The following is a 23,195-nucleotide window of genomic DNA, read 5'->3' on the forward strand; positions in this document are numbered from 1 at the left end:
GAAGTCAGGTGGGAGAAGGCCTCGTGGGCGAGGCGGGTGAAGGTCCGGTGGAGAGGGAGACGGCTCAGCCGGCGCTGCGGTTCTGCGCCGCGCGCGGACGGATGCCGTCCGCTCCCGGGCGCACCGCGCGCGCCACCCCGTCCCGGTCCGCACCGCGTCCGCGCGGGGACCGGGACGGCCCGGGTTCGTCCGGGCGGGGGTGGTGCAGCGGCCGTACGAAACGGGGGGCGGGGCCCGTGTGGGTGTTCATCTCCGCCCCCTCCCGTCTGGCACGCGTCGTCTCCGGACAGCGCTGCCCCCGGTTCCGGCGCGAGACACCTGCCGGTGCCCGGCACCGGAACCTTTCGCAGTGCTCCCCGCGGCCCATGATGGCCGGGGAGGGCGTGGGCGCGCATTGCCGGTTCCCGGCAAGGTTCATTAGGGTCTGCATGCCGGTGCGTCAACATGAGCGCATCAGGGACGCGTCAAGACCTGGGGACCGCGTGACGGAACGAGAGATTCCGGAGGAGTATCTCGACGGCTGTGCCCAGATCCTCATCGACGTGGCGACCACGGGCCGGCGTCTCACCCGGGACGAGATCGCCTCGCGCCGGGCCCTGGGGGAACGGGCCGCGGAGGCGGGGTTCGGTCTGCGCTCCCTCGTCAGCGCCCATCTGTCGGCGGCCCGTGGGGCGTGGCCGCGCGCCGCGGACTCGGCCGAGGGCGCCCTTGCGGCCGTGCAGCAGGTGGTGGACGCGTTCGCCGAGGGATTCGAACGGGCGCAGCGGCTGGCGGTGCGTCAGGAGGAGGCCGCACGGCGGGAGTTCATCGACGACCTGCTGTACGGACGCAGCGATCTGGGACGGCTCGCGGAGCGCGCCGAGCGCTTCGGTCTGCGGCTGTCCCACGAACACGCGGTCGCCGTCGCCCAGGGGCCGATCGCCTACGACGAGGGCGACCCGGTGCCGCGGCAGGTGGAGCGCGCCCTGATAGCGCGCTTCGGTGACCGCAGCATCCTGCTCACCACCAAGGACGGCCGGCTGCTGTGCATCGCGCCCGGACACCAGGGCGAGGTGCTCACCCACTTCGCCAAACAGGCGCACGCCGCCACCGACGGCGGGCAGGTCGCCATCGGCCGCCCGCAGTACGGCCCCGGCGGGGTCGTGCAGTCGTACGAGGAGGCGCTGAGCTTCCTGGAGATCGCCGAACGGCTGGGGATGGACGATCCGGTGCTGCGCGCCTCCGACCTGCTCGTCTACCCGGTGCTGGCCCGTGACCGGCAGGCCATGGCCGACCTGGTCCACAACACCCTCGGCCCGCTGACCACGGCCCGCGGCGGCGCCGGGCCCCTCCTCGACACGCTCACCGCCTACTTCGACTCCGGCTGTGTCGCCGCGGAGGCGGCACGGCGGCTGTCGCTGAGCGTGCGGGCGCTGACCTACCGGCTGGAGCGCATCCACAAGCTCACCGGGGCCAACCCCTCCGACCCGGCGCACCGTTACATGCTCCAGACGGCGGTCATCGGGGCGCGCCTGCTGGACTGGCCGGACGGCGTCCTGTGAGCCGGTGACCGCCCCCGCGGGCCCCGGCGCCACGAACGCGCGGCGCCGGGAACGGCACCTGGGGCGCGCGGGCGCGGCACCCCGGGGCACGGGCGGGCGGGGGGCCGCACGGCGGCCGGACCCCGACCGCGTCACCGCGGGACCGGCGTTACGGACCGGCCCGGTGCGGCTCCCGCCCGCGCGGCGGCACCGCCGCCGGGGCGTTTCCGGCTCCCGGCGGGGCGCGGGGCCGGCGGCAGGGCAAAGGGCCGGCCCGACAGGGCAAAGGGCCGGCCCGACAGGGCGCGCGGGGCCGGTCAGTCCCGGACCAGGGTGATGTCCTGCTTCCCGACGGCGTGGGGGACGGGCAGCAGGACGATGCCGCTGGGACGCAGCTCCATGATCGTGGCCTCGACGTGCGCCGGTCCGGCCTTCACCCTGTCGCCGGAGACACGGCCGGTGTTCTCCCAGCGGTGCGTCTTCCCGTCGCACACCGCGTGGGTGCCGCCGATGCCGTAGCTGAGGGTGTCCGTGGCGGCGCGGCTCACCGAGGAGCCGACGAAGGCCGCGCCGCCGCCGGCGAGACAGCGGTAGGTGCCGGAGAGGGTGATCGTGCCGTCGTCGGTGATCCGTCCCTTCGCGTCCACCGTCACGACCTCGGCGGGGTCGGCCGGCGCGGCGGCCGAGGGGGCTGCCGCACCGGTGCCGAGCAGCAGGAGAGCGGCGCCGGCCGCCGCGCCGAGAAGGGGTCGTACGGGCATGGGATACCTCCGGGAACGAGCGGGATGGGGCTCTCCACCAGTACCCGGCACCCGGGTCCCCGGCCACTCGGAGTCACCCTTCGGTGGCCGGGCGGTACCGGCGGTCGGGGAACCGTCCCGGGAATGTCCGGGAGCTGTCACGTTCCGCGGCGGGCCGTTCCGGTGGCTCCCCGGCCGGAGCATGGTCGGTGTACGACCCGTTCGGACCGTTCCACCGATGTGGAGGCGCGCCATGTGTGCTCACCCGTCTTCCTGCCCGCGGACCGACTCCCCCGCCCCGCACGTGGTGGCCGCCCACCCCGAGCAGGGCTGGAGCCTGCTGTGCGACGGTGTGATCGTCTTCGACGACACCGGCGCCCTGCTCCCCGACGGCCGGGTGGTGGCCCCGCACCGGACGCCCGCCGGCCGTCTCGTGACCGCCGCCTGACCGCCCCCCGGCCGCGCTCACCCCTCTGCGACGAACCACCGCAGCAGGGAGGCGAGCCGCTCCGGGCGGTCCTCGGCGATCAGCGTCCGGGTGCCGCGGATCTCCGCCAGCCGCCCGCGGGGCAGCAGTTCGGCCAGCCGGCGCCCGTGCTCGCGGGGCATCATCCGGTCCTCGACGGCCCAGACGACCAGCGCGGGCCGGTCGAAGTGCCGCAGGCCCTGCGCGGCTTCGAGGAGTTCGGTGCGCCGGACGTGGGTGCCGTAGTGCCGGAAGTCCCGCCGGATCGCGGGGTCGGTGCGCAGAGGGCGCAGCCAGCGGTCGACGATCTCGTCCGGCACGGGCCGCCTGGTGAGTGCGCCGAGGCCCACCGGCAGTCGGCGCAGCGGTTTCCAGCCCAGGGTGCGGACCATGAGCGGGATGCCGCCGGGGATCCGGCAGGCCGCGCCGATCATCCTGCCGGGCAGGCCCGGCGGGTAGTTGTCGAAGGCCTCGCAGGAGATCAGCACGAGCCGTGCCAGCCGCTCGGGGTGCCGGGACGCGACCGTCTGGGCGCGTCCGCAGTCGCTCTCGACGAGGGTGACGTCCCTGAGGTCCAGCCGGTCGAGGAACTCCGCGATCAGTTCGTTGACCAGGTCGGGCGTCGGCGGCCGGGTCATCGGTCTGCGGTGCGACCCGTAGGGCAGGGTCGGTGCGACGAGCCGGTGGCCGTCCCGCAGTCCTGCGATGACCTTCCGCCAGACGGACGCGTCGTGCAGCAGCCCGTGCAGCAGCACGACGACCGGCCCCTCGCCTCCCGTGTCCTCGTACTCGACGGTGCCCGCGCTCAGCTCGATCTCCGGCATACGGCCACGCTAGGGCCTGTGCCGCCGGTCAGGGCAGCAGGGCGAAGCCGTCGAGCTCGACCAGGGCGCGTTCGTCCCACAGACGGACCACCTGGACGACCGCCATCGCCGGGTAGTCGCGGCCGGCCAGTTCCCGCCAGCGGCGGCCGACTTCGCGGGCGTGGGCGCGGTAGTCGGCGACGTCGGTGGCGTAGACGGTGACGCGGGCCAGGTCGGCGGGGGTGCCGCCGGCGGCGCGCAGGGCGGTGAGGAGGTTGGCGAGGGCCCGGGTGAACTGCTCAGGCAGGGTGTCGCCGACCACCTTGCCGTCCGCGTCGAGGGCGGTCTGGCCGGCCAGGAACACCAGCCGGGAACCGGTGGCGACGACCGCGTGGGAGAAGCCGGCCGGCGGGGAGAGTTCGGGCGGGTTGACGCGCTCGGCGGTCACCGGTCCTCCAGTGTCTTGTACAACTCCTTGGCGATGATGCCCCGTTGCACTTCGCTCGCCCCCTCGTAGATCCGGGGCGCGCGGACTTCCCGGTAGAGGTGTTCGAGCAGGTGCCCGCGTTGCAGGGCGCGCGCGCCGTGCAGCTGGACGGCCCGGTCGACGACGTACTGGGCGGTCTCGGTGGCCAGCAGTTTCGCCATCGCGGCGCGCCGGGGTACGTCACCGGCGCCCTCGTCGTACGCCGTGGCCGCCGCGTACACCATCAGCCGGGCGGCCTCCGTGCGCAGGGCCATCTCGGCGACCTGGTGGGCGACGGACTGGAGGTCCTTCAGCGGGCCGCCGAACGCCTCCCGGCGGGCGGTGTGCACGAGGGTCGCGTCCAGGGCGGCCTGGGCCATGCCGACGGCGAAGGCGCCGACGCTGGGCCGGAACAGGTTGAGGGTGTCCATGGCGACCCGGAAGCCGCCGTCCGGGTCGCCGAGGACGTCGTCGGCGGTCACCGGTACGGCGTCGAAGCGGAGGGTGCCGATCGGGTGCGGGGAGAGCATGTCGAGGCGGCTGCCGGTGAGGCCGGGCCGGTCGGCGGGGACGAGGAAGGCGGTCACGCCCCGGGCGCCGGCGCCGGGGGTGGTGCGGGCGAAGACGGTGCAGAAGTCGGCGTCGGGGGCGTTGGAGATCCAGCACTTCTCCCCGGTGAGCCGCCAGCCGGAGGGGCCGTCCGGACGGGCGGCGAGCGACAGCGCCGCCGCGTCCGACCCGGCGCCCGGCTCGCTGAGCGCGAACGCGGCGACCGCGCTGCCGTCACTCACCCGGGGGAGCCAGCGCTCACGCTGTGCGGGGGTGCCGTGGGCGTGCACCGGGTGGGCGCCCAGGCCCTGGAGGGCGAGCGCGGTCTCCGCCTCGGCACAGCCGCGGGCGAGGGACTCGCGCATCAGGCACAGGTCGAGCGCGCCGGAGGTGAAGAGGCGGGACAGCAGTCCCAGCGTGCCGAGTTCGGCGACCAGGGCGCGGTTGACGCGGCCGGGTTCGCCCTTCTCCGCGAGTGGCCGCAGCCGGTGCTCCGCCAGCGCGCGCAGCTCCGCGCACCAGGCGATCCGTGCCGGTTCGAGCGAGAATGCGGCCATCGCCGGTCCCTTCCCTCGCCGCTGGGGCACTCCCGAGGTTATCGCGGACCGTTGACTGCCGTCACCAACACGATACGCTCCTGGTGCGAGCCCACCACGCCAAGGGGGCGAACCGTCATGAATCCACGGGCCACCGCGCACGTCGACACCTTCGCCCGCGACCACCTCCCGCCACCGGACCAGTGGCCCGAGCTCCGCTTCGACCTGCCGGAGCTGGACTATCCCGAGCGGCTGAACTGCGCCGCCGAGCTGCTGCACGGCCCGCCCGGCGACCGCCCCGTCTTCCGCACGCCCGACGGCACCCCGTGGACGTACGACGAGCTGCGGGCCCGGGTCGACCGGCTCGCGCACCTGCTCAGCGGGGACCTCGGGGTCGTCCCGGGCAACCGGGTACTGCTGCGCGGGCCCACCACGCCGTGGCTGGCCGCGTGCTGGCTGGCGGTGCTGAAGGCGGGCGCGGTCGCGGTCACCGTGCTGGCCCAGCAGCGTCCGCACGAGCTGAGCACGATCTGCAGGATCGCCCGGGTCGGCCACGCCCTGTGCGACGCGCGGTCGGTCGACGACCTCGCCAAGGCCGGGGTCCCGGGCCTGCGCATCGCCACCTACGGCGGCGGCTCCCCGGAGGACCTGCTGAACCGTCCGGCGCCCGGCACGCCGTACGAGGCGGTGCCGACCGCCGCGGACGACGTCGCGCTGATCGCCTTCACCTCCGGCACCACCGGGCGGCCCAAGGGCTGCATGCACGTCCACCGGGACGTGCTGGCGATCGCGGACACCTTCTCCCGGCACGTCCTCAAGCCGGTGGCGGACGACGTGTTCGCGGGCAGTCCGCCGCTCGGCTTCACCTTCGGGCTCGGCGGGCTCGTGGTGTTCCCGATGCGTGCCGGAGCCAGCGCCCTGCTCCTCGAACAAGCCCACCCCGGGCAGCTGTTGCCGGCGATCGCGCAGCACCGGGTGTCGGTGCTGTTCACCGCGCCCACCGCCTACCGGGCGATGCTCGGCGAGGCGGACGGCCACGACCTCTCCTCGCTGCGCCGCTGTGTGTCCGCGGGCGAGAACCTGCCCGCCGCCACCTGGCACGCCTGGCACGAGCGCACGGGGCTGCGCATCATCAACGGCATCGGCGCCACCGAGCTGCTGCACATCTTCGTCTCCGCCGCCGACGAGCACATCCGGCCCGGCACCACCGGGGTCCCGGTGCCCGGGTGGCAGGCGCGCGTGCAGGACGCGGACGGCACCCCCGTGCCGGACGGGGAGCCGGGCCTGCTCGCGGTGCGCGGCCCCGTCGGCTGCCGCTACCTCGCCGACCCGCGCCAGCGGGAGTACGTGCGCGGCGGCTGGAACATCACCGGGGACACCTATGTCCGCGACCCGGACGGCTACTTCCGGTACGTGGCCCGCGCCGACGACATGATCATCTCGGCCGGGTACAACATCGCGGGCCCGGAGGTGGAGGACGCGCTGCTGCGCCACCCGGACGTCGTGGAGGCGGCCGTGGTGGGACGGCCCGACGAGGCGCGCGGCCAGGTCGTGGTGGCGTACACGGTCCTCAGGGAGGGCGCCGGGTGCGACGCCGAAGCCCTGCGGGCCTTCGTGAAGTCGGAGCTGGCGCCGTACAAGTGCCCGCGCGAGATCGTGTTCCTGGACGCGCTGCCCCGCACGGCCACCGGCAAGCTCCAGCGGTTCCGGCTGCGCGCCCCCGCGGGCACCGTGGACGACCAGCGCTGATGCCGGGGAACGGCGCCCGCGGGCACGACTTAAGATGATCAACGTGTCCGACCAGCATGCTCCACGGTCTCTGATCGTCACCTTCTACGGCGCGTACGGCCGCTTCGCGCCGGGCCCGGTGCCCGTCGCCGAGCTGATCCGGCTGCTGGCCGCGGTCGGCGTGGACGCCCCGTCCGTGCGCTCCTCGGTGTCCCGGCTGAAGCGGCGCGGACTGCTCCTCCCCGCGCGCACCGCCCGGGGCGCCGCCGGTTACGCACTGTCGCCCGACGCACGCCAGTTGCTGGACGACGGCGACCGCCGCATCTACACCACCGCGTCGCCGGCGGACGAGGGCTGGGTCCTCGCGGTGTTCTCCGTGCCCGAGTCCGAGCGGCAGAAGCGGCACGTCCTGCGCTCCCGCCTGTCCGGCCTGGGGTTCGGCACGGCGGCGCCCGGTGTGTGGATCGCGCCCGCGCGGCTGTACGAGGAGACCAGGCACACCCTGGAGCGGCTGCGTCTCGACGGATACGTCGACCTCTTCCGCGGCGAGCACCTCGGCTTCGCCCCCACCGCGGAGGCGGTCGCCCGCTGGTGGGACCTGGCGGGGATCGCGGGGCGGCACGAGGCGTTCCTCGGGCGCCACGCGCCGGTGCTGCGGGCCTGGGAGCGGCGCACGGACACCCCGCCCGAGGAGGCGTACCGCGACTACCTCCTCGCCCTGGACTCCTGGCGCCACCTCCCCTACGCCGATCCCGGCCTGCCCGCCGCGCTGCTCCCCGCCGACTGGCCCGGTACCCGCTCGGCGGCCGTCTTCGGCGCGCTGCACGAGCGGCTCCGTGACGCGGGAGCGGTCTACGCGGACCTGGAGACGGACGGCTGACCCCGGCGCCCGCTCCCGCGTGCCCACGCGGTCAGTCGCCCAGCGTGAGCCGGGGTTTGGGGGCGTCGGTGCGTCCGGTCTGCGGCCGTCGGCTGCCCGCCCGGTACGGCAGGGGCCAGACGACGCCCGGGCCCTCGTAGCCCTGTTCGGCCGCCGCGTGCAGCGTCCAGTGCGGGTCGTAGAGGTGGGGCCGGGCCAGCGCGCACAGGTCCGTGCGTCCGGCCAGGAGCAGCGAGTTGACGTCGTCCCAGGAGGAAATGGCACCCACGGCGATCACCGGCACCCCGGCCTCGTTGCGCACCCGGTCGGCGAACGGCGTCTGGTACGAGCGGCCGAACTCCGGCTTCTCGTCGGCGACGACCTGCCCGGTCGACACGTCGATCGCGTCCGCTCCGTGCGCGGCGAAGGCACGGGCGACGGCGACGGCGTCCTCGGCCGTGGTGCCGCCCTCCGCCCAGTCGGTGGCGGAGATGCGGACGGTCATGGGCCGGTCCCCGGGCCACACCGCGCGCACCGCGTCGAAGACCTCCAGCGGGAACCGCAGCCGCTTCTCCGGTGAGCCGCCGTAGGCGTCGGTGCGGTGGTTGGTCAGCGGGGAGAGGAAGCCGGAGAGCAGGTAGCCGTGGGCGCAGTGCAGTTCCAGCAGGTCGAAACCGGCCCGGGCGGCGCGGACGGCGGCGGCCGCGAACTGTTCCCGCAGGTCGGTGAGCTGGGCGCGGGACAGCTCCCGGGGGATCTGGCTGCCCGGCTTGTAGGGCAGCGGGGAGGCGGCGACGAGGGGCCAGTTGCCCTCGTCGAGCGGTTCGTCCATGCCCTCCCACATCGGCTTGGTGGAGCCCTTGCGGCCGCTGTGGCCGAGCTGCACGCCGATCGCGGTGCCGGGTGCCCCGGTGTGCACGAAGTCGGTGACGCGCCGCCACGCCTCGGCCTGCCGGCCGGTGTAGAGGCCCGTGCAGCCGGGGGTGATGCGGCCCTCCGGGCTGACGCAGACCATCTCGGTCATCACCAGCCCGGCACCACCGAGGGCGCGGGAGCCGAGGTGGACGAGGTGGAAGTCGCCGGGGACGCCGTCGACCGCCGAGTACATGTCCATGGGCGAGACGACGACCCGGTTGCGCAGGGTCAGCCCGCGCAGCCGGAACGGGGTGAACATCGGGGGCGTGCCGGGCGGGCAGCCGAACCCGCGCTCCACCGCCTCGGTGAAGCGGGGGTCGCGCAGCCGCAGGTTGCCGTGGGTGACGCGGCGACTGCGGGTGAGCAGGTTGAAGGCGAACCGGCGGGGCGGCTGCGCGAGATGGCGGGACAGGTCCTCGAACCACTCCAGGCTGGCCCGGGCCGCGCGCTGGGTGGAGGCCACCACGGGCCGGCGCTCCTCCTCGTACGCGCTCAACGCGGCCTGCACGGTCGGTTGTTCGCGCAGACAGGCGGCGAGGGCGAGGGCGTCCTCGACGGCGAGCTTGGTGCCGGAGCCGATGGAGAAGTGGGCGGTGTGGGCGGCGTCGCCGAGGAGGACGACGTTGCCGTGCGACCAGCGTGCGTTGACCACCGTGCGGAAGGTGGTCCACGCCGAGTTGTTGGACTTCAGCGGACGTCCGCCGAGCGCGTCGGCGAAGATCTTGGCGCAGCGCCCGACGGACTCCGTCTCGTCCATCGCGTCGAAGCCGGCCGCGCGCCAGACCTCTTCGCGCATCTCGACGATCACGGTGGAGGCGTCGGCGGAATAGGGGTAGCCGTGGAGCTGCATGACGCCGTGCTCGGTCTCGACGATCTCGAAGCGGAAGGCGTCGAGGGCGAAGTCGGCGGCGAGCCAGATGTAGCGGCAGCGGTGCTCGGTGATGCGGGGACGGAACACGTCCGCGAAGGCCTGCCGGGTGGAGCTGTGGACCCCGTCGGCGGCGACGACGAGGTCGTGCGTCCGCGCCAGCCGGGCGGGGTCCGGGGCCTCGGTGCGGAAGCGGAGCTCGACGCCGAGGGAGCGGCAGCGCTCGTGCAGGATCTCCAGCAGGCGGTGCCGGCCCAGCGCGGCGAAACCGTGTCCTCCCGAGGTGTGCAGGACGCCCCGGTGGACGATGTGGATGTCGTCCCAGCGGGTGAAGTCCCGCTGCAGGGCGGCGTGGACGACGGGGTCGGCGTGTTCGATGCCGCCGAGGGTCTCGTCCGAGAGGACGACGCCGAAGCCGAAGGTCTCGTCGGGGGGGTTGCGCTCCCAGAGGGTGATGTCCCGGGCGGGGTCGAGCCGTTTGAGCAGTGCGGCGGTGTAGAGCCCTCCGGGGCCGCCGCCGATGACCGCCACGCCGAGGGGGCGGGCCGGCTCGTCGGACCGCCGCGGGCCGTCCGCCGCCGGGCGCGCCCGCCCGGCGGTGGCCCCGGGCGCGGGCCGGCCCCGCTCCCCCGCGGTCGGCGCGGGCTTCCCGGCCGGGGGCACGGCTACCTCCCCCGCCACTTCGGGGGGCGCTTCTCGGTGAAGGCCGCGTGGAATTCCGCGTAGTCCTCGCCGTTCATCAGGAGGGCCTGGGTGGAGGCGTCCAGTTCGACCGCCGCCGCCAGGGGCATGTCGAGTTCGGCGGTGAGGAGGGCCTTGGTCTGGGCGTGGGCCAGGGCGGGTCCGTCGGCGAGGCGGCGGGCCAGGGACCGGGCGGCCTCGTCGGCGTGGCCCTCGTCCGTCAGCACGCTGATCAGGCCGATGCGCTCGGCCTCCGGTGCGCGGACCGACTCCCCCAGCATGAGCAGCCGGGTCGCGTGGCCGAGGCCCACCACCCGGGGCAGCAGATAGGCCGCGCCCATGTCGCCGCCGGAGAGGCCGACCCGGGTGAAGAGGAAGGCGAAGCGGGCGCCCGCGTCGGCGACCCGGAAGTCGGCGGCCAGGGCGAGGACCGCGCCCGCGCCCGCCGCCACCCCGTGGATCGCGGCGATCACCGGGAACGGGCACTCCCGGACCGCCCGCACCACCTGGCCGGTCATCCGGTTGAAGTCGAGGAGCTGGGCGGTGTCCATGGAGAGGGTCGCGCCGATGATCTCGTCGACGTCGCCGCCGGAGCAGAACCCGCGCCCCTCGCCGGCCAGCACCATGGCCCGTACCGCGCGCTCCCGGGACAGCTCGGCGAGCAGGTCGCGCAGGTCGGCGTAGGCACCGAAGGTGAGCGCGTTGAGCCGGTCGGGGCGGGCGAGGGTGACGGTGGCGACGCCGTCGGTGAGATCGACGCGCAGATGCTCCCAGCGGGCGGTACGGGCGGCGGAACCGGTGAAGGGACTCATGAGGGCGGCCTCCTCGGGCGGGCACTGCGCTGCTCACTGAGGTCTGCCCCACGAAGTTATCACCGATCGGTGACTGTCGTCACGGTCACGCGATACGCCGTTCGCGGCGGGCGGCGCGGACGGGCGGGGACCGCGCGTCCGTCACGAGTCGTCGACACGCCGGTAACGGTGGGGCCGGGCGTGCGCGGCGGGCCCGCCGCGCGGGTAGGCCGCCGGGTGCCGGGGCACGCGCCCCGGACGGCGCCCGGGCAGGGCCCCGGTGCCGCCCCCGAGCGGGGCGGCACCGGGTGCGCCGTACCATTGACCGTTGAATGCAGGAGCACCCGCTCCATGAACGGACCCGCTGTGCACGAACCCTCCGCCGCCTCCTCCTCCTGGCGCGTCGCGCTGCCGCACTCCACCGCGGCAGTGCCCGTGGCCCGTGCCCTGGTCCGTACGGCGCTGGCCGAACGGGAGCACACCGCCGACTGCGACACGGCGGAGCTGCTGACGGCGGAGCTGGTGGCCAACGCCGTGGAGCACACCTCGGGGAGCACCCCGATCGAGCTGGTGCTGCGGCTGCTGCCGGCCGGTTTCCAGGTCGAGGTGCACGACGCCGACCCGGCGCCGCCCGGCGACCTCACCCGTCCGACACCCGGTGCGCCCGACCCCTGGCAGGAACACGGGCGCGGGCTGCTGCTGATCCGCACGCTGAGCTCGTCGTGCGGTCACCGCCCCACCGAGTCCGGCAAGGCGGTGTGGTTCCGGCTGCCGGGCCAGCGCCGCCCGGTCTGAACGGGCTCCTCAGGCGAGGGTGGCCACCAGGACCGCCTTGATCGTGTGCATGCGGTTCTCCGCCTCGTCGAAGACCACCGAGTGCGCCGACTCGAACACCTCGTCGGTCACCTCCAGCGACTCCAGGCCGTGCGCCTCGTACACCTCGCGGCCGACCTCGGTCCCCAGGTCGTGGAAGGCGGGCAGGCAGTGCAGGAACTTCACGCCGGGGTTGCCGGTGGCGCGCAGCACGTCCATCGTCACCGCGTACGGCGCGAGGGCGGCGATCCGCTCGTCCCAGACCGCCTTGGGCTCGCCCATGGAGACCCACACGTCCGTGGCGACGAAGTCGGCGCCCGCGACGCCCTCGGCGATCTCCTCGGTGAGCGTGACACGGGCCCCGCTGGACACGGCGAGCTCACGGGCCCGGTCGACGACCTCCTGGGCGGGCCAGTAGGACTTGGGGGCGACGATGCGCACGTCCATGCCCAGCAGGGCGGCGGTGACGAGGTAGGAGTTGCCCATGTTGAAGCGGGCGTCGCCCAGGTAGGCGAAGGCGATGTCCGTGAGCGGCTTGGCGCTGTGCTCGGTCATCGTGAGCACATCGGCGAGCATCTGCGTGGGGTGCCAGTCGTCGGTGAGGCCGTTGTAGACGGGCACCCCCGCGTGCCGCGCCAGCTCCTCCACCTTGGCCTGGCTGTCCCCGCGGTACTCGATCGCGTCGTACATCCGGCCCAGGACGCGGGCGGTGTCCTTCACGGACTCCTTGTGGCCCATCTGCGAGCCCGACGGATCGAGGTAGGTCGTCGAGGCGCCCTGGTCGGCTGCCGCGACCTCGAAGGCGCAGCGCGTCCGCGTCGAGGTCTTCTCGAAGATCAGCGCGATGTTCCTGCCCCGCAGGTACCGGTGCTCGGTCCCGGCCCGCTTGGCGGCCTTCAGCTCGGCGGCCAGCTCCAGCAGGCCGCGGAACTCCGGCGCGGTGAAGTCCACCTCCTTGAGGAAGTGGCGGCCGGCGAGGGCGGTCGGGACAGTCGCCATGGGGCTCTCCAGGGACGGGGACGCGAACCCTTGGAAGTGTATACGAAGATTTGCATTTCTATACGGCGTCTCGCTCCACGGGACAGCTCATGCAGCGCGGCCCGCCCCTCCCCCGCCCCAGCTCGCTGCCCGGGATCTCTATCACCTCGATGCCCTGCTTGCGCAGGTGGGTGTTGGTGGTCGCGTTGCGCTCGTAGGCGACGACGACACCCGGCTCGACGGCCAGGACGTTGCAGCCGTCGTCCCACTGCTCGCGCTCGGCCGCGTGCACGTCCTGGGTGGCGGTCAGCACCCGGATCTCGCTGAGCCCGAGCGCGGCGGCGATCGCGCGGTGCATGTGCTCCGGCGGGTGGTCGGTGACCTTCAGCTCCTTGTCGTCGGAGCCCGGCTCGATGGTGTACGACCGGAGCATGCCGAGCCCCGCGTACTGGGTGAAGGTGTCCCCGTCGACCATGGTCATCACGGTGTCGAGGTGCATCAGGGCGCGTCTCTTCGGCATGTCGAGGGCGACGATCGTCCGGGCCGAGCCGGCCGCGAACAGCTTGTGCGCGAGCATCTCCACGGCCTGCGGGGTGGTGCGCTCGCTCATCCCGATCAGCACCGCGCCGTTGCCGATGACCAGCACGTCACCGCCCTCGATGGTGGACGGGTAGTCGGCCTGCCCCTCGGACCACAGGTGGAAGGAGTTGCCGCGGAACAGCGGATGGTGCCGGTAGATCGCCTCGAAGTGCACCGTCTCGCGCTGCCGGGCCGGCCACCGCATGGCGTTGATGGACACCCCGTCGTAGATCCAGGCGGAGGTGTCGCGGGTGAAGAGGTGGTTGGGCAGCGGGCGGAGCAGGAAGTCGTCGAGCTCCATGGCGTGGAAGCGCACGGAGACCGGCTCCGCGTGGGAGTCCAGGAACTCCCGCTTGGTCGTCCCGCCGATCAGCACCTCGGCCAGGTCCGGCGCCGGCAGCGTCTCGAAGGCGGCACGGAGGTGGTCGGTGGCCAGCGGGCCGTACTCCTTCTCGTCGAAGACCCGGTCCAGGACGAGCGAGCGTGCCGCCGGGATCTCCAGCGTCTCGGAGAGCAGGTCACCGAAGAGGTGGACGGTGACGCCGCGGTCGCGCAGGACGTCGGCGAACCCGTCGTGCTCGGCGCGCGCCCGGCGCACCCAGAGCACGTCGTCGAAGAGCAGGGCGTCCTTGTTGCTGGGGGTGAGCCTTTTGAGCTCGAGATCGGGCCGGTGCAGGATGACGCGGCGCAGCCGCCCGGCCTCGGAGTCGACGTGGTAGGTCATGCCTTCATCCTGACCACCCGGCCGCCCGTTCACCCCCGGTTCGGCACATCCGCGGCGCGGCTCGCGGTCACCCGGGGGCCGGCGACGCGCAGCAGCAGCTCCGGCCGGGCCAGCGTCCGCCGGGCGTCCCGACCCGGTCGCAGGGCGGCCCGGGCGACGATCCAGCCGGCGAGCAGGTGCGGGTCCCCCGGCTGCCGTTCCAGCCCTGCGGCATACCCGTCGAGGGCGGTCGCCGGGTCGCCCGCGGCGAGGTGCTCGTCGGGGGTGCGGGGGCGGACGGGGGGCACCGCGAGGACGTGGGTGCGCAGGTCGGGCCAGGTCGTGCGGTCGGGGCGCAGACGGAGGTGCCCCGTCCCGTCGTCGGACGGCACCGGGTGCCGCCCGGGTCCGGATCGGACCGGCGCGGCGACGTTGCGCAGCCGCCATTCGGTGCGGTGCAGGGCGGCGGCGGTGCGGGCGCGGGCCAGGGCGGCCGGGGGCACGGGCTCGCGCAGCCAGGCGTCCAGGGTGCGGGCGAGGCCGGAGACCAGGGCCTGCCCGGTCCGCGAGAGGCGACCGCTGTTGCGGAGGGTGCGGACGACGAGTCTGCTCTGCGTCCGGCGCAGGGCGAAGTGGTAGGCGGCCGTCCCGGCGTGCTCCGGCTCGGACATCCGGTCCCGCCAGAACCCGGCGACGCCCGTGAAGGCGTAGGCGCCGTGCAGCAGGCCGGTGAGGTGGCGCGGGTCCGGACGCCAGGGGGCGTAGTAGCGCTCGGCGCGGTCGTCGCGCACGAGCGGGAAGAGGTGGAGCAGCGCGGCGAGCTTGCTGTGCTGGAACTCGTGGACCAGCGCCTCGGCCAGGGCGAGCGGCTCGGAGGGGCGGGAGATGATCATCGCGCCGTAGGCGTCGCCGCTGGACGCGGACACCCGCACCTCGGGGGGAGGCGGGGGCAGCAGACCGGTCCTGGCCCACGGGACGACGGACCGGATCACGGCCGGGTCGAGCCGCCCGGGCCGCGTGGTGTCGGCGGCCGCGAGGATCGCGACGGCCCGGTCGAACATCCGCTGCCAGGCCGTGGCCTCGTCGGCGTCCAGCCGTGCGGGTGGCAGCGGTTCGCCGAGGTCGCGGTACGGGTCCAGGTCCTCCAGCGGGACGGCGGCGGAGCCGGCCCTGAGCGTGCGCAGGGGCAGCCAGCGGGCGTCGTCGGCGGGCGGTGCCGCGTCCACCGGCACGGGCGCGGGGCGGCAGGTCAGCGTCGCGTGCCCGCCGTCGCGTCCCGGCCCCGTGAGGGTCAGTTCTCCGGCACGGGTGCGCGCCGTTCCCGCCGACGGACCGGCCGCTCCCCCGGGAAGCCGGGCCAGCCCCAGTCCCGGCAGGTGCAGCGCCCCGTCCTCCAGCGCCACACGCAGGGACACCTCCATGCCGGCGTGCAGCGCGGCGACCACCGCGAGGGTGTTCAGCCGGGCCGTCTCCACCCACAGGGCCGGTCCGTCCGCGGTGCCGTGCGTCCGGCGCAGCAGGTGCGCGATCCAGGCGCCCGTCGTCGGCGCCTGGATCAGCCGTTCGACCGGCTCGGGCGCCCGGCCCGCCGCCTCCGTGAGGACCCGCCAGGCCTCCCCGGCCGGGGTGAGTGGCGTGGTCACGTCCTCGATCCGCGTCAGCAGCGTGCGCAGCAGCAGCAGCCGGCGCGCCCGCTCACCCCGTTCGAGGAAGGCGACGGCCCTGCCGGAGCCGCCGCCGGCGGCGAGTTCCGCGAAGAGCGGGGCGGGCAGGCGGAGCGTGCCGGGCACGGGTCGCTCGCTGGTCGTCACCGGGACCTCCGGTCGAGGACGGGTGGGCGGGACCCGTACGGGGGCTCCCGCGCACGGAGGGGCGGTTACTCGGCCCGGCCGGGCTCACTGCCGCCGCTGATGCCGCCGCGGGAGCGCAGCACCTCGGCCAGCAGGCGGGTGTCGGAGCGGAGGGGCGCCAGACTCTCGACGGCCGACAGGGGGAACGACGTGAGGTCCGCCAGATCCGACTCCCACCCGGGGGCGTCCGGCACGGTGTGCTCCCGGCGGGCGGACGCCGCCGCCTCGCGCGGAGCGGGTGGCTGATCCACGGTGTGTGTCCCCCTTCTCGCACGGTGACACCCGATGCCCCGTGCCCCCATTCCATCATGGCCGTCGCCGCCGGCCACGGCTTCGCCCGCTCACGCTACTCGATCACCACCGGCGGACCGGGGCACTAACTCGCCGGTGCCGTCGACACGTTCCGACCCGCTCGGCCTACAGCGGCATGGGCGCCAGGTCGCACTCGATACGGCGGTGCAGACGGGCCGCGACGAGCCAGGGGTGGTCCGGGCGGACCACCCGGGTGAATCCCGCGACCGCCGTGCGCTGCGCCTCGTCGGCCTCCGGTCCCCGGGCCAGGCCGCGCAGGTCGAGGGCGAGATTCGCGGTGCAGGCCAGGGTCAGCGGGTGCTCCTGCCCGACGGCGGCGGCGAGCAGCGCCAGGTTGGCCCCGTCCTTGCGCTGGGCCTGTTCGAAGTCCAGGCGCGCGTAGGCCGTGTTGGCCTGCCCGATCGCCACGGTCAGCGTCATCACGTGCCGGGGTCCGAGTGTGGCCGCCATGCGCCGGGCCGCCGTGTCCTCCATGTCCTGTGCGGCGTCCAGGTCGCCCAGGGCGCGCAGGGTGGCGGCCAGGTTGGCCCTGGTCTGGAGCGTGTACGCGTGGTCCTCCCCGAGCCGGGCCGCATAGCGCCGGGCGGTCTCCTCCCCCAGCTCGCGGGAGCGTTCGAGGTCCCCGGCGAGACGCAGGTCGACGGCGAGGTTGGCCGCCGTGGACAGCGAATCGGCGTGCCGGCGGCCGTACCGCGTCACGAAGCGGCGCAGGGTGTCCTCGGACAGGGCCAGGGCCTCGTGCAGGGCCCCGTCGCGGCGGCGGCCGACGGCGAGGTTGCGGGCGATGCGCAGCGTCAGCGGGTTGTCCTCGCCGAGCGCGGCGCGGGCGCGGACGAGGACGTCCTCCTGGAAGTCCCGGGCGCCGGGGTAGTCACCGCTCTCCCGCATGTCCATGCAGAGCGCGTTGAGGCTGTTCAGGGTGAGGAAGCTGGCCGTCCCGAACATGAGCTCGCGCAGCCGGGCGTTCTCCTGGTCCAGCGGCAGCGCCTCGGTGAACTGCCCGCACAGCCGGAGGTCGACGGTCAGGCTGTGGGTGGCGCGCAGGGTGATCGGGTCGTCCGGCCCGAACAGGGTGCGCGCCAGGTCGGTGGCCTCCCGGCTGAGGTCCCGGGCCTCCGTGAACCGTCCCTGGTAGCGACGGGCGTCGGCCATGGCGCACAGCGAGTCGACGAGGTCCTCGGGGTCCGCGTCGATGCGCCGGGAGACCTCCAGGGCCCTCTCGTCCAGCCGGATGGCCTCCTCGATCTGGCCGACCTGGAGCAGGGTGAAGGCGAGCGTCTTCGCCATGCGGATGACGTGGATGTCCTCCTCGCCGGACTCGGCGAGCCAGGCGGTCCAGGCCTGCCGTGCGAGGTCCGCGGCGCCGTCGTGACTTCCCCAGTAGTAGAGGAAGAACACCGTGTCGGAGATGAGCTGCCGCACATAGGTGTCGGAGCTGGTGAACGCCTGGGAGGTGAGCAGGTGCGGCAGCAGCGCCTGGTAGGCGGGCCATTCCCGCGACGAGGCGAAGTGGCCGAGCGGGGCGGCGGACAGCAGCTGGTGGGCGGCTTCCCGCATGTGTGTGCGCTGTTCGGGACCGAGTTTGGCGAGGAGCACCGTCTGCAGCAGGCGGTGCATCTGGAGGGTGTCGGACCGGGGGTCCACCTTGATCAGGGAGAACTGGCTGAGGTCGCGGATCGCGCGGTTCATCCTGATCGACTCGCGCAGCAGCGGGTCGACCTCGGGGGTGATGCTGATGCCGCGGCTGCCCCGCAGGATGGACCTGGGGATGGGTTCGGGGGCCATGCCGGCGCAGATGTCGAGGAGCTGACGGGCGCCGGGGTTGTTCTCCTGGATCCGTTCCAGCGAGATGTCCCAGGCGGCGGCCACGGAGACCGGGTAGTCGGGGGCGGGGTCGAGTTCGAGGATCTCGGGGCTGCGGCGGGCCAGCAGGTCGAGGTACTCGTCGACGAGCATGCCGGTGACCGCGCGCCAGGCGCCCGCCTGTTCGACCGCGAGGGGCAGGTCGCCGAGGGCCTCGGCGAGACGGTCGGCGTCCTCGGTGGAGAGGTCGGGTGACCGCTTGCGGAGCAGCTCGACGGACTCGTCGCGTTCGAAGACGTTGACCGGCAGCGGGGTCGCGACCCGTTCCCAGGCGCGGTTGCGGGACGTGACGATGACCTTGCCCGGCCCGTTGGTGGGGAAGTACCGGCGGGCCACGTCGACGTCCTCGGCGTTGTCGAAGACGAGGAGCCACTTCTCGTGCGGGACACCGGTGCGTAACGCCTCCAGGGCGGCCGGCACGGCCGTGGCCGCCGCCGGGGACCCCATCGACTCCTGACCGGCCGGTGTCACCCCCAGGGCCGTCGCGAGGGAGGTGAGTGCCGTCAGGATGAGGGTCTCGCGTTCGGCGGGGATCCAGCAGATCACGTTGTAGTCGTACTGGTGCCGGTAGATGTACTCGAGGACCAGCTGGGACTTGCCGACGCCGCCCAGCCCGTACAGGGCGTTCGGGAGCACCGCCGCCGTGTCCTGCTCCTCGAGCTGCTCCTCGACCGCCCGCAACAGGGCCGTGCGGCCCACGAACGACGTGTTGCGCAGCGGCACGTTCACCAGCAGGGCGGGCCCGCTCGTCGAGGTCGTCTGCATGCCTGGCCTTGCCTCCGTGTCGTCACCGGACGGTCGCGAGGTCACCGAGTCCGTGTATGCGGATGTTGCCCGGTCCGGCGCCTCGCCACCGGAGCTGCCGGACGCGGGCCGGTCGTCGCCGGCGGTGCCGGCCGCCGGCTCCAGGTCCGCCGCGATCCGGCGGGCACGCTCGGCGTAGGGCCCGGACAGCGCCCGCATGACGGCGAGTTCCGACTGCTGCCATCCCCCGGCGGACGCGTCGGGCAGACCGGCTCCCGCCGGGTCCCGCAGGGCGGCGCGCAGGGCCACGCCGTGGGCTCCCGCGGCCGGCAGGTCGCCCAGGATCGAGACGGTCCTGGCCAGTTGGCCGCGGGTCGTGGTGGCGAGGAGTGCCTCCCGGGCCCCCTCGGCGAACTCGGGCCGGCCCCGGCCGTCGTCGCCCCAGTCGATCAGGCCGCCCATCAGGATCTCCGCCAGGTGCTCGGGTCCGGCCTCCGGGACGGTCCTGCGGCGCACCTGCTCCACCAGGTCGAACTCGAAGGGGACCGCGGCCAGCCGGGTGGCGAGCCGCCGGGCGACCGGGGTGGTCAGCGACAGGAAGCGGTGGACCGCCGCCGCGGCCGCGCGCGGCGACCGCGGAGCGCGCAGCCCGGGTGCCGGCGCGCCCCGCGCGAGGGTTCCCGGCAGGACGACGGGCAGGGCCCGGCGCACCCCCTTCTCCCCCGTGACGAGCGCGGCCCAGGCGGAGATCGACCGGGGTTTCAGGGACAGCACGGGCACGGGCGGGACGTCGTCGCCCGCGGACGGCAGGGGACGCATCGGGTCGGGGCCCTGGGGCGGTGGCCGCAGGGCGACGCGGTCGTTGGCCGCGCCCGGGCCGCCGGCCTCGAGGACGGCGGGGTGCGGGCGGAGCGAGGAGCGGTGCCGCATGTGGGGCGGCAGCAGGTGCGTCACGGCCGTGGGTCCGGCGCGTCCCAGCCGGTCGAGCAGCGCGTCCGCGGCGGGACGGGCCCAGCCGTGGGCGAGGCCGTCGGTGACGACGACGAAGAGGCGGTCCCTCCTGCCGTCCAGGAGCTCGCCGATGCGGGCCGGGGTCCGTGCCCCGCTCCAGCGCAGCGAGGCGGGGCCGGACCGGGGAAGGGTCAGGGCCACGGTCCGCACCCCCCGGAACGCGCCGCTGTGTTCGGCGGCCGCGGCCAGGCTCGCCGCCTCCTCGTGCCAGACGGCCATGGTGGGGGCGTCGTCGACGAGGAGGACCAGGTCGAACGCCCGGACGTGGGCTGGCCGGAACCAGGGCAGCCACAGGCCGTCGGTGATCCCGCGCTCCGCCGTGACCTCCTCGTCGAGCTCCGCCGCGGTGCGGGAGGGCACACGGCGCGCCAGCCGGTGCAGGGCGACCGCCAGACGGGCCGAGCGGCGGCCGGAGACGGGTGCGGGTCTGCCGGGGTCCGGCAGGGCGGGCGGGTTGAGCCGTATCCGGCCCGTCCCCTCGGGGTCGGGCACGGGCAGGGTCACCGGGGCGGCGCCGGACCCGTCCTCCGGCGTCCCGGGCCGCTCGGGACCGGTCGCGGGGGCGCCGGGCGGCGGTGCGTCCCGGGCCGGCCGGTGCTCCCCGTCCGGGTCGGTCACGGACAGCGCGGGGCCCTCACCCGCCCGCGACCGGTACGCGGCCAGCCAGACGGCGTCGGCCAGCTCCTGCCAGTGCGGGACGTACACGCCGTCGGCGTCGTCGGGGGGAGGGGCGGGTCCCGTCCCCGGACGGCCGGGCCCGGCGCCGGGTGCGCCCTCCCCGGGCGACCCGCTCATCAGCGGCCCTTGGCGAGGTCGCGCAGCAGTGTCTCGATCAGTCTCCGGCCCTCCCCGTCGGTCCGGAAGCCGTCGACCGTGGTCAGCCGTGCCGCGTTCAGCAGCTGGTCGAGCGAGTGCGTGCCTCCCTCCCGCACCTTGTGCAGGAACACGTCGACCATGGCCTCCGCGTCCGGCGGCAGACTCCCCAGGTGCCCCGACACGATGGCCAGGAGCTGCTCGCGCGTGGGGGCCTGCATCTCCAGCGGCAGACACCGCCTGCGGAAGGCGGCCGGGAACTCGCGCTCGCCGTTGCTGGTGATCAGCACCACGGGGAACTCACGGCACTCCACCCGCCCCGCGTCCACCCGTGCCGAGCGGCCGGGGTCGTCGGTGTGCACCCGGGCCGAACCGGCCGGGTCACGCACCAGTTCGGGGACGTCGTAGCTGCCGTTCTCCAGGACGTGGAGGAGGTCGTTGGGCAGGTCGATGTCGCTCTTGTCCAGCTCGTCGACGAGGAGGACCCGGGGGCGCTCGTACGGGAGGAGCGCCGTGCCCAGCGGCCCGAGGGTGACGAAGTCCCCCAGGGCCGGCGGACGCCGGTCCTCGTCCCGGCCGGCGGCGGGCGTCCGTTCCGCCGGGGTGCGCTGCTCCACGGCCTGCCACGCCGCGATGGCCTGGGCCCGTCCGATGGCGTCGTAGGCGTACAGGCCGTCGCGCAGCGCCGTGCGGCTGACGATGTTCCACTGCAGGACCCTGCCCAGTCCGAGTTCCCGGGAGAGCAGGTAGGCGAGGGTGGACTTGCCGATGCCGGGCGATCCGGTGATCAGCAGGGGGCGGCGCAGCAGCAGGGCGGCGTTGACCGTGTCGATCTGTTCCGGGCCGAGCTGCGGGACGTGGTCGCCGGGTCCCAGCCGGCGCAGCGCGGCCTCGGGGTCGTCGGGCGGCGCGGGCTGGAGCAGGGTGCCGCCGAACCGCCGCCAGGGCGGGGGCTCGGGCAGCCGGGGCGGCGGCCCGCCCGGGGCGCGGCCCGTCGCCCGGAACACGCGCCAGTCGGTGCCGTCGGTGGCTTCCGGCCCGCTCATCACCAGGTCTCCTCGCTGTCGTGGTCGTCGAAGCCGTAGTCGGCGGCGGTCTGGATGTCGACCAGCCGGTGGGGGTCGTCCCAGAGGAAGGCGATGTGCCGCCCCAGGAGCAGGGGTCCGGCCACGTCGAGGCCGGCCGTGCGCCGCAGCCGGTGGATGGCGACCGGTATCTGGGTGGGCGTGGGCACGGCGGAGAACACCGCGGTCACCACTTCGCGGCGCTCCTCGCTGAACTCGCCGCGGCGGTCCCAGACGGCGAGCCCGATGCCCTCGGCGATGGCGGCCTTCACCGCGTCGGTCGCCGCGCCCCCGTCCGGGGCGTCGAGCACCGCGGCGGTGCGGCTGGGTTCCGAGGCCAGCCGCGCCTGCCAGGCGTCCGCTCCGGTACGGTCCGCCGTGCGCCAGCCGTGGACCGCGACCCCCCGGGTGCGCAGCGTCTCCCACCGCTCCAGCCACTGCGCCCTGACCATCAGGTCGTCGGCCCGCATCCGTTCCAGGCTGCGCAGGTGGACGCCGTACTTCAGTCCGAGGGGCTGGGGCCTGCCGTCCGCCGATCGGACGGTGAGCCCGGCCATGTCGTGGTTGAGCAGGTCGTAGGGGAGCACGAACTCCACGTAGGGCGGCGGCTGTCCGGCTGTCGGGGGGACCGGGGGATGCGCCGTGGGCGACAGCCGTACGACCTGCCGCAGGGCGCGCTCGACGGCCCGGCCGAGGCGGTGCAGACTCGTCGTCTCCGGTTCGGCGGCCCGTGGCTGCCAGCGGCCGGGGACGGTGTTCAGCCACGGACGCACGACGATGTCGTCCGAACCGTCGCGGGCCGGCTCCACGGCCACCACCAGACAGCGCGGGATCGCCGGGTCCACCGTGCTCGCGGCGGCCCGCTCGGCCCGCCGGTGCTCCAGCGCGGTCAGCAGACCGGCCCGCCGGGCCCAGCCGGTCACCCAGGCGGACAGGGCGAGCCGCCGGTCAGGGGACGAGGTCAGCTCCGCGGCGAGGTCGATCAGGAGGACCGCGGGCGGCAGGCCGTCCGGCTGTGCGTTCAGCTCCGTGGCGTAGGTGAGGAGCTGGGCCGGTGACAGGCCGGGCGGCGGGTCGAGGTGCAGGTCGCCGGCCAGCGCGTCGCGCAGCGCCCCGGCCGGGAGCGTGCCCCGCACGGTGCGCAGCAGCGCGGAGGCGGTGTCCAGGTCCTGCTGGTCGAGGGGGCCCGGCAGCACGTCGGACTGCGGGTCGCCGGGACCGATCAGTTCCTCGAACACGCTCGCGGCGGCGACCCCTTCGAAGACGCGCACGACGTCGACGAGCACCCGCTCCCCCGCCTGCACGCTCAACGCCGCGCGCACCAGGGCCACGGCGTCCTCCCGCAGTTTGGTGCCGCGCAGGTCCACGTGCCGGTTGAGCTCCTCGCCCAGCATTCCGGCGAAGTACGTGCGCCCGGCCTGGTCCTCGAGGCAACTCAGCCCGCAGAGTGCCTCGGTCAGACGGAACAGCAGATCCCTGGCCGGCGCGCGTCCCGTCCCGCCTGATTCCGACGCTGTCTCCACCGACCTTCCCCCGTGAGCCG

The 23,195-nt window shown here is 74.7% G+C and carries 19 protein-coding genes; 5 read left to right on the forward strand and 14 right to left on the reverse strand.

Features of this window, described 5'->3' with window-relative positions:
* Positions 1–64: 64 nt before the first annotated feature.
* Entirely contained in the window at positions 65–250 is a 186-nt protein-coding gene (locus tag IE118_RS12755; protein ID WP_189557916.1) for a hypothetical protein, read from the reverse strand.
* Between the two features lie 232 nt (positions 251–482).
* Here IE118_RS12755 and IE118_RS12760 point away from each other — a divergent pair, with 232 nt between their 5' ends.
* On the forward strand, positions 483–1,541 hold the full coding sequence (locus tag IE118_RS12760; RefSeq protein WP_189557917.1) for a PucR family transcriptional regulator: 1,059 nt from the start codon (positions 483–485) through the stop codon (positions 1,539–1,541).
* A gap of 296 nt (positions 1,542–1,837) precedes the next feature.
* On the opposite strand, the gene IE118_RS12765 is transcribed toward IE118_RS12760, so the two are convergent.
* Positions 1,838–2,281: a DUF6299 family protein gene (locus IE118_RS12765; protein WP_189557918.1), complete on the reverse strand. Its 444-nt coding sequence runs from the start codon at positions 2,279–2,281 to the stop codon at positions 1,838–1,840.
* A gap of 232 nt (positions 2,282–2,513) precedes the next feature.
* Between IE118_RS12765 and IE118_RS12770 the strand changes: the two genes are divergently transcribed.
* Complete coding sequence (locus tag IE118_RS12770; protein ID WP_189557919.1) at positions 2,514–2,708, forward strand: DUF5999 family protein; 195 nt, start codon at positions 2,514–2,516, stop codon at positions 2,706–2,708.
* A gap of 17 nt (positions 2,709–2,725) precedes the next feature.
* Here IE118_RS12770 and IE118_RS12775 read toward each other — a convergent pair whose 3' ends face one another.
* From IE118_RS12775 to IE118_RS12785, 3 genes are read right to left on the reverse strand one after another with little or no spacing between them, the layout of a single operon-like run.
* Positions 2,726–3,550, reverse strand: coding sequence for an alpha/beta fold hydrolase (locus IE118_RS12775; protein WP_189557920.1), 825 nt, complete (start codon positions 3,548–3,550; stop codon positions 2,726–2,728).
* A 28-nt stretch (positions 3,551–3,578) separates the two neighbouring features.
* Positions 3,579–3,977: a RidA family protein gene (locus tag IE118_RS12780; RefSeq protein WP_189557921.1), complete on the reverse strand. Its 399-nt coding sequence runs from the start codon at positions 3,975–3,977 to the stop codon at positions 3,579–3,581.
* Positions 3,974–5,101: an acyl-CoA dehydrogenase family protein gene (locus IE118_RS12785; protein WP_189557922.1), complete on the reverse strand. Its 1,128-nt coding sequence runs from the start codon at positions 5,099–5,101 to the stop codon at positions 3,974–3,976. Before IE118_RS12785 ends, IE118_RS12780 begins: the two co-directional genes overlap by 4 nt.
* A gap of 117 nt (positions 5,102–5,218) precedes the next feature.
* Between IE118_RS12785 and IE118_RS12790 the strand changes: the two genes are divergently transcribed.
* Together IE118_RS12790 and IE118_RS12795 are read left to right on the forward strand one after the other, a co-directional pair.
* Positions 5,219–6,829, forward strand: a complete 1,611-nt coding sequence (locus IE118_RS12790; protein ID WP_189557923.1) for an AMP-binding protein — start codon at positions 5,219–5,221, stop codon at positions 6,827–6,829.
* A 34-nt stretch (positions 6,830–6,863) separates the two neighbouring features.
* Positions 6,864–7,688, forward strand: coding sequence for a PaaX family transcriptional regulator (locus IE118_RS12795; RefSeq protein WP_189557924.1), 825 nt, complete (start codon positions 6,864–6,866; stop codon positions 7,686–7,688).
* Positions 7,689–7,719: 31 nt separating this feature from the next.
* On the opposite strand, the gene IE118_RS12800 is transcribed toward IE118_RS12795, so the two are convergent.
* Both IE118_RS12800 and IE118_RS12805 read right to left on the reverse strand, forming a co-directional pair.
* Positions 7,720–9,981 (reverse strand): bifunctional salicylyl-CoA 5-hydroxylase/oxidoreductase, encoded by a 2,262-nt coding sequence (locus IE118_RS12800; RefSeq protein WP_229846796.1) that lies wholly within the window; start codon positions 9,979–9,981, stop codon positions 7,720–7,722.
* Positions 9,982–10,115: 134 nt separating this feature from the next.
* Positions 10,116–10,943: an enoyl-CoA hydratase family protein gene (locus tag IE118_RS12805; RefSeq protein WP_189557926.1), complete on the reverse strand. Its 828-nt coding sequence runs from the start codon at positions 10,941–10,943 to the stop codon at positions 10,116–10,118.
* A gap of 330 nt (positions 10,944–11,273) precedes the next feature.
* Here IE118_RS12805 and IE118_RS12810 point away from each other — a divergent pair, with 330 nt between their 5' ends.
* Positions 11,274–11,717 (forward strand): ATP-binding protein, encoded by a 444-nt coding sequence (locus IE118_RS12810; protein ID WP_189557927.1) that lies wholly within the window; start codon positions 11,274–11,276, stop codon positions 11,715–11,717.
* Positions 11,718–11,726: 9 nt separating this feature from the next.
* Here IE118_RS12810 and argF read toward each other — a convergent pair whose 3' ends face one another.
* From argF to IE118_RS12845, 7 genes are all read right to left on the reverse strand, one after another.
* Positions 11,727–12,734, reverse strand: a complete 1,008-nt coding sequence (argF, locus tag IE118_RS12815) for an ornithine carbamoyltransferase (protein WP_189557928.1) — start codon at positions 12,732–12,734, stop codon at positions 11,727–11,729.
* A 58-nt stretch (positions 12,735–12,792) separates the two neighbouring features.
* Positions 12,793–14,016: an arginine deiminase gene (locus tag IE118_RS12820; RefSeq protein WP_189557929.1), complete on the reverse strand. Its 1,224-nt coding sequence runs from the start codon at positions 14,014–14,016 to the stop codon at positions 12,793–12,795.
* A gap of 29 nt (positions 14,017–14,045) precedes the next feature.
* Positions 14,046–15,806: an HEXXH motif domain-containing protein gene (locus tag IE118_RS12825; protein ID WP_189557930.1), complete on the reverse strand. Its 1,761-nt coding sequence runs from the start codon at positions 15,804–15,806 to the stop codon at positions 14,046–14,048.
* Positions 15,807–15,871: 65 nt separating this feature from the next.
* Positions 15,872–16,096, reverse strand: a complete 225-nt coding sequence (locus IE118_RS12830) for a hypothetical protein (protein ID WP_189557931.1) — start codon at positions 16,094–16,096, stop codon at positions 15,872–15,874.
* A 166-nt stretch (positions 16,097–16,262) separates the two neighbouring features.
* On the reverse strand, positions 16,263–20,570 hold the full coding sequence (gene fxsT, locus IE118_RS12835; protein WP_189557932.1) for an FxSxx-COOH system tetratricopeptide repeat protein: 4,308 nt from the start codon (positions 20,568–20,570) through the stop codon (positions 16,263–16,265).
* On the reverse strand, positions 20,570–21,634 hold the full coding sequence (locus IE118_RS12840; protein WP_189557933.1) for a MoxR family ATPase: 1,065 nt from the start codon (positions 21,632–21,634) through the stop codon (positions 20,570–20,572). Before IE118_RS12840 ends, fxsT begins: the two co-directional genes overlap by 1 nt.
* Positions 21,634–23,175 carry a VMAP-C domain-containing protein gene (locus IE118_RS12845; RefSeq protein ID WP_189557934.1) on the reverse strand — a complete coding sequence of 514 codons (1,542 nt, stop codon included), beginning with the start codon at positions 23,173–23,175 and terminating at the stop codon, positions 21,634–21,636. The genes IE118_RS12840 and IE118_RS12845 overlap by 1 nt, the downstream gene beginning before the upstream one ends.
* Between the last annotated feature and the right edge of the window lie 20 nt (positions 23,176–23,195).

It is taken from the genome of Streptomyces pilosus, from assembly GCF_014649835.1.
Lineage (GTDB): Bacteria > Actinomycetota > Actinomycetes > Streptomycetales > Streptomycetaceae > Streptomyces > Streptomyces pilosus.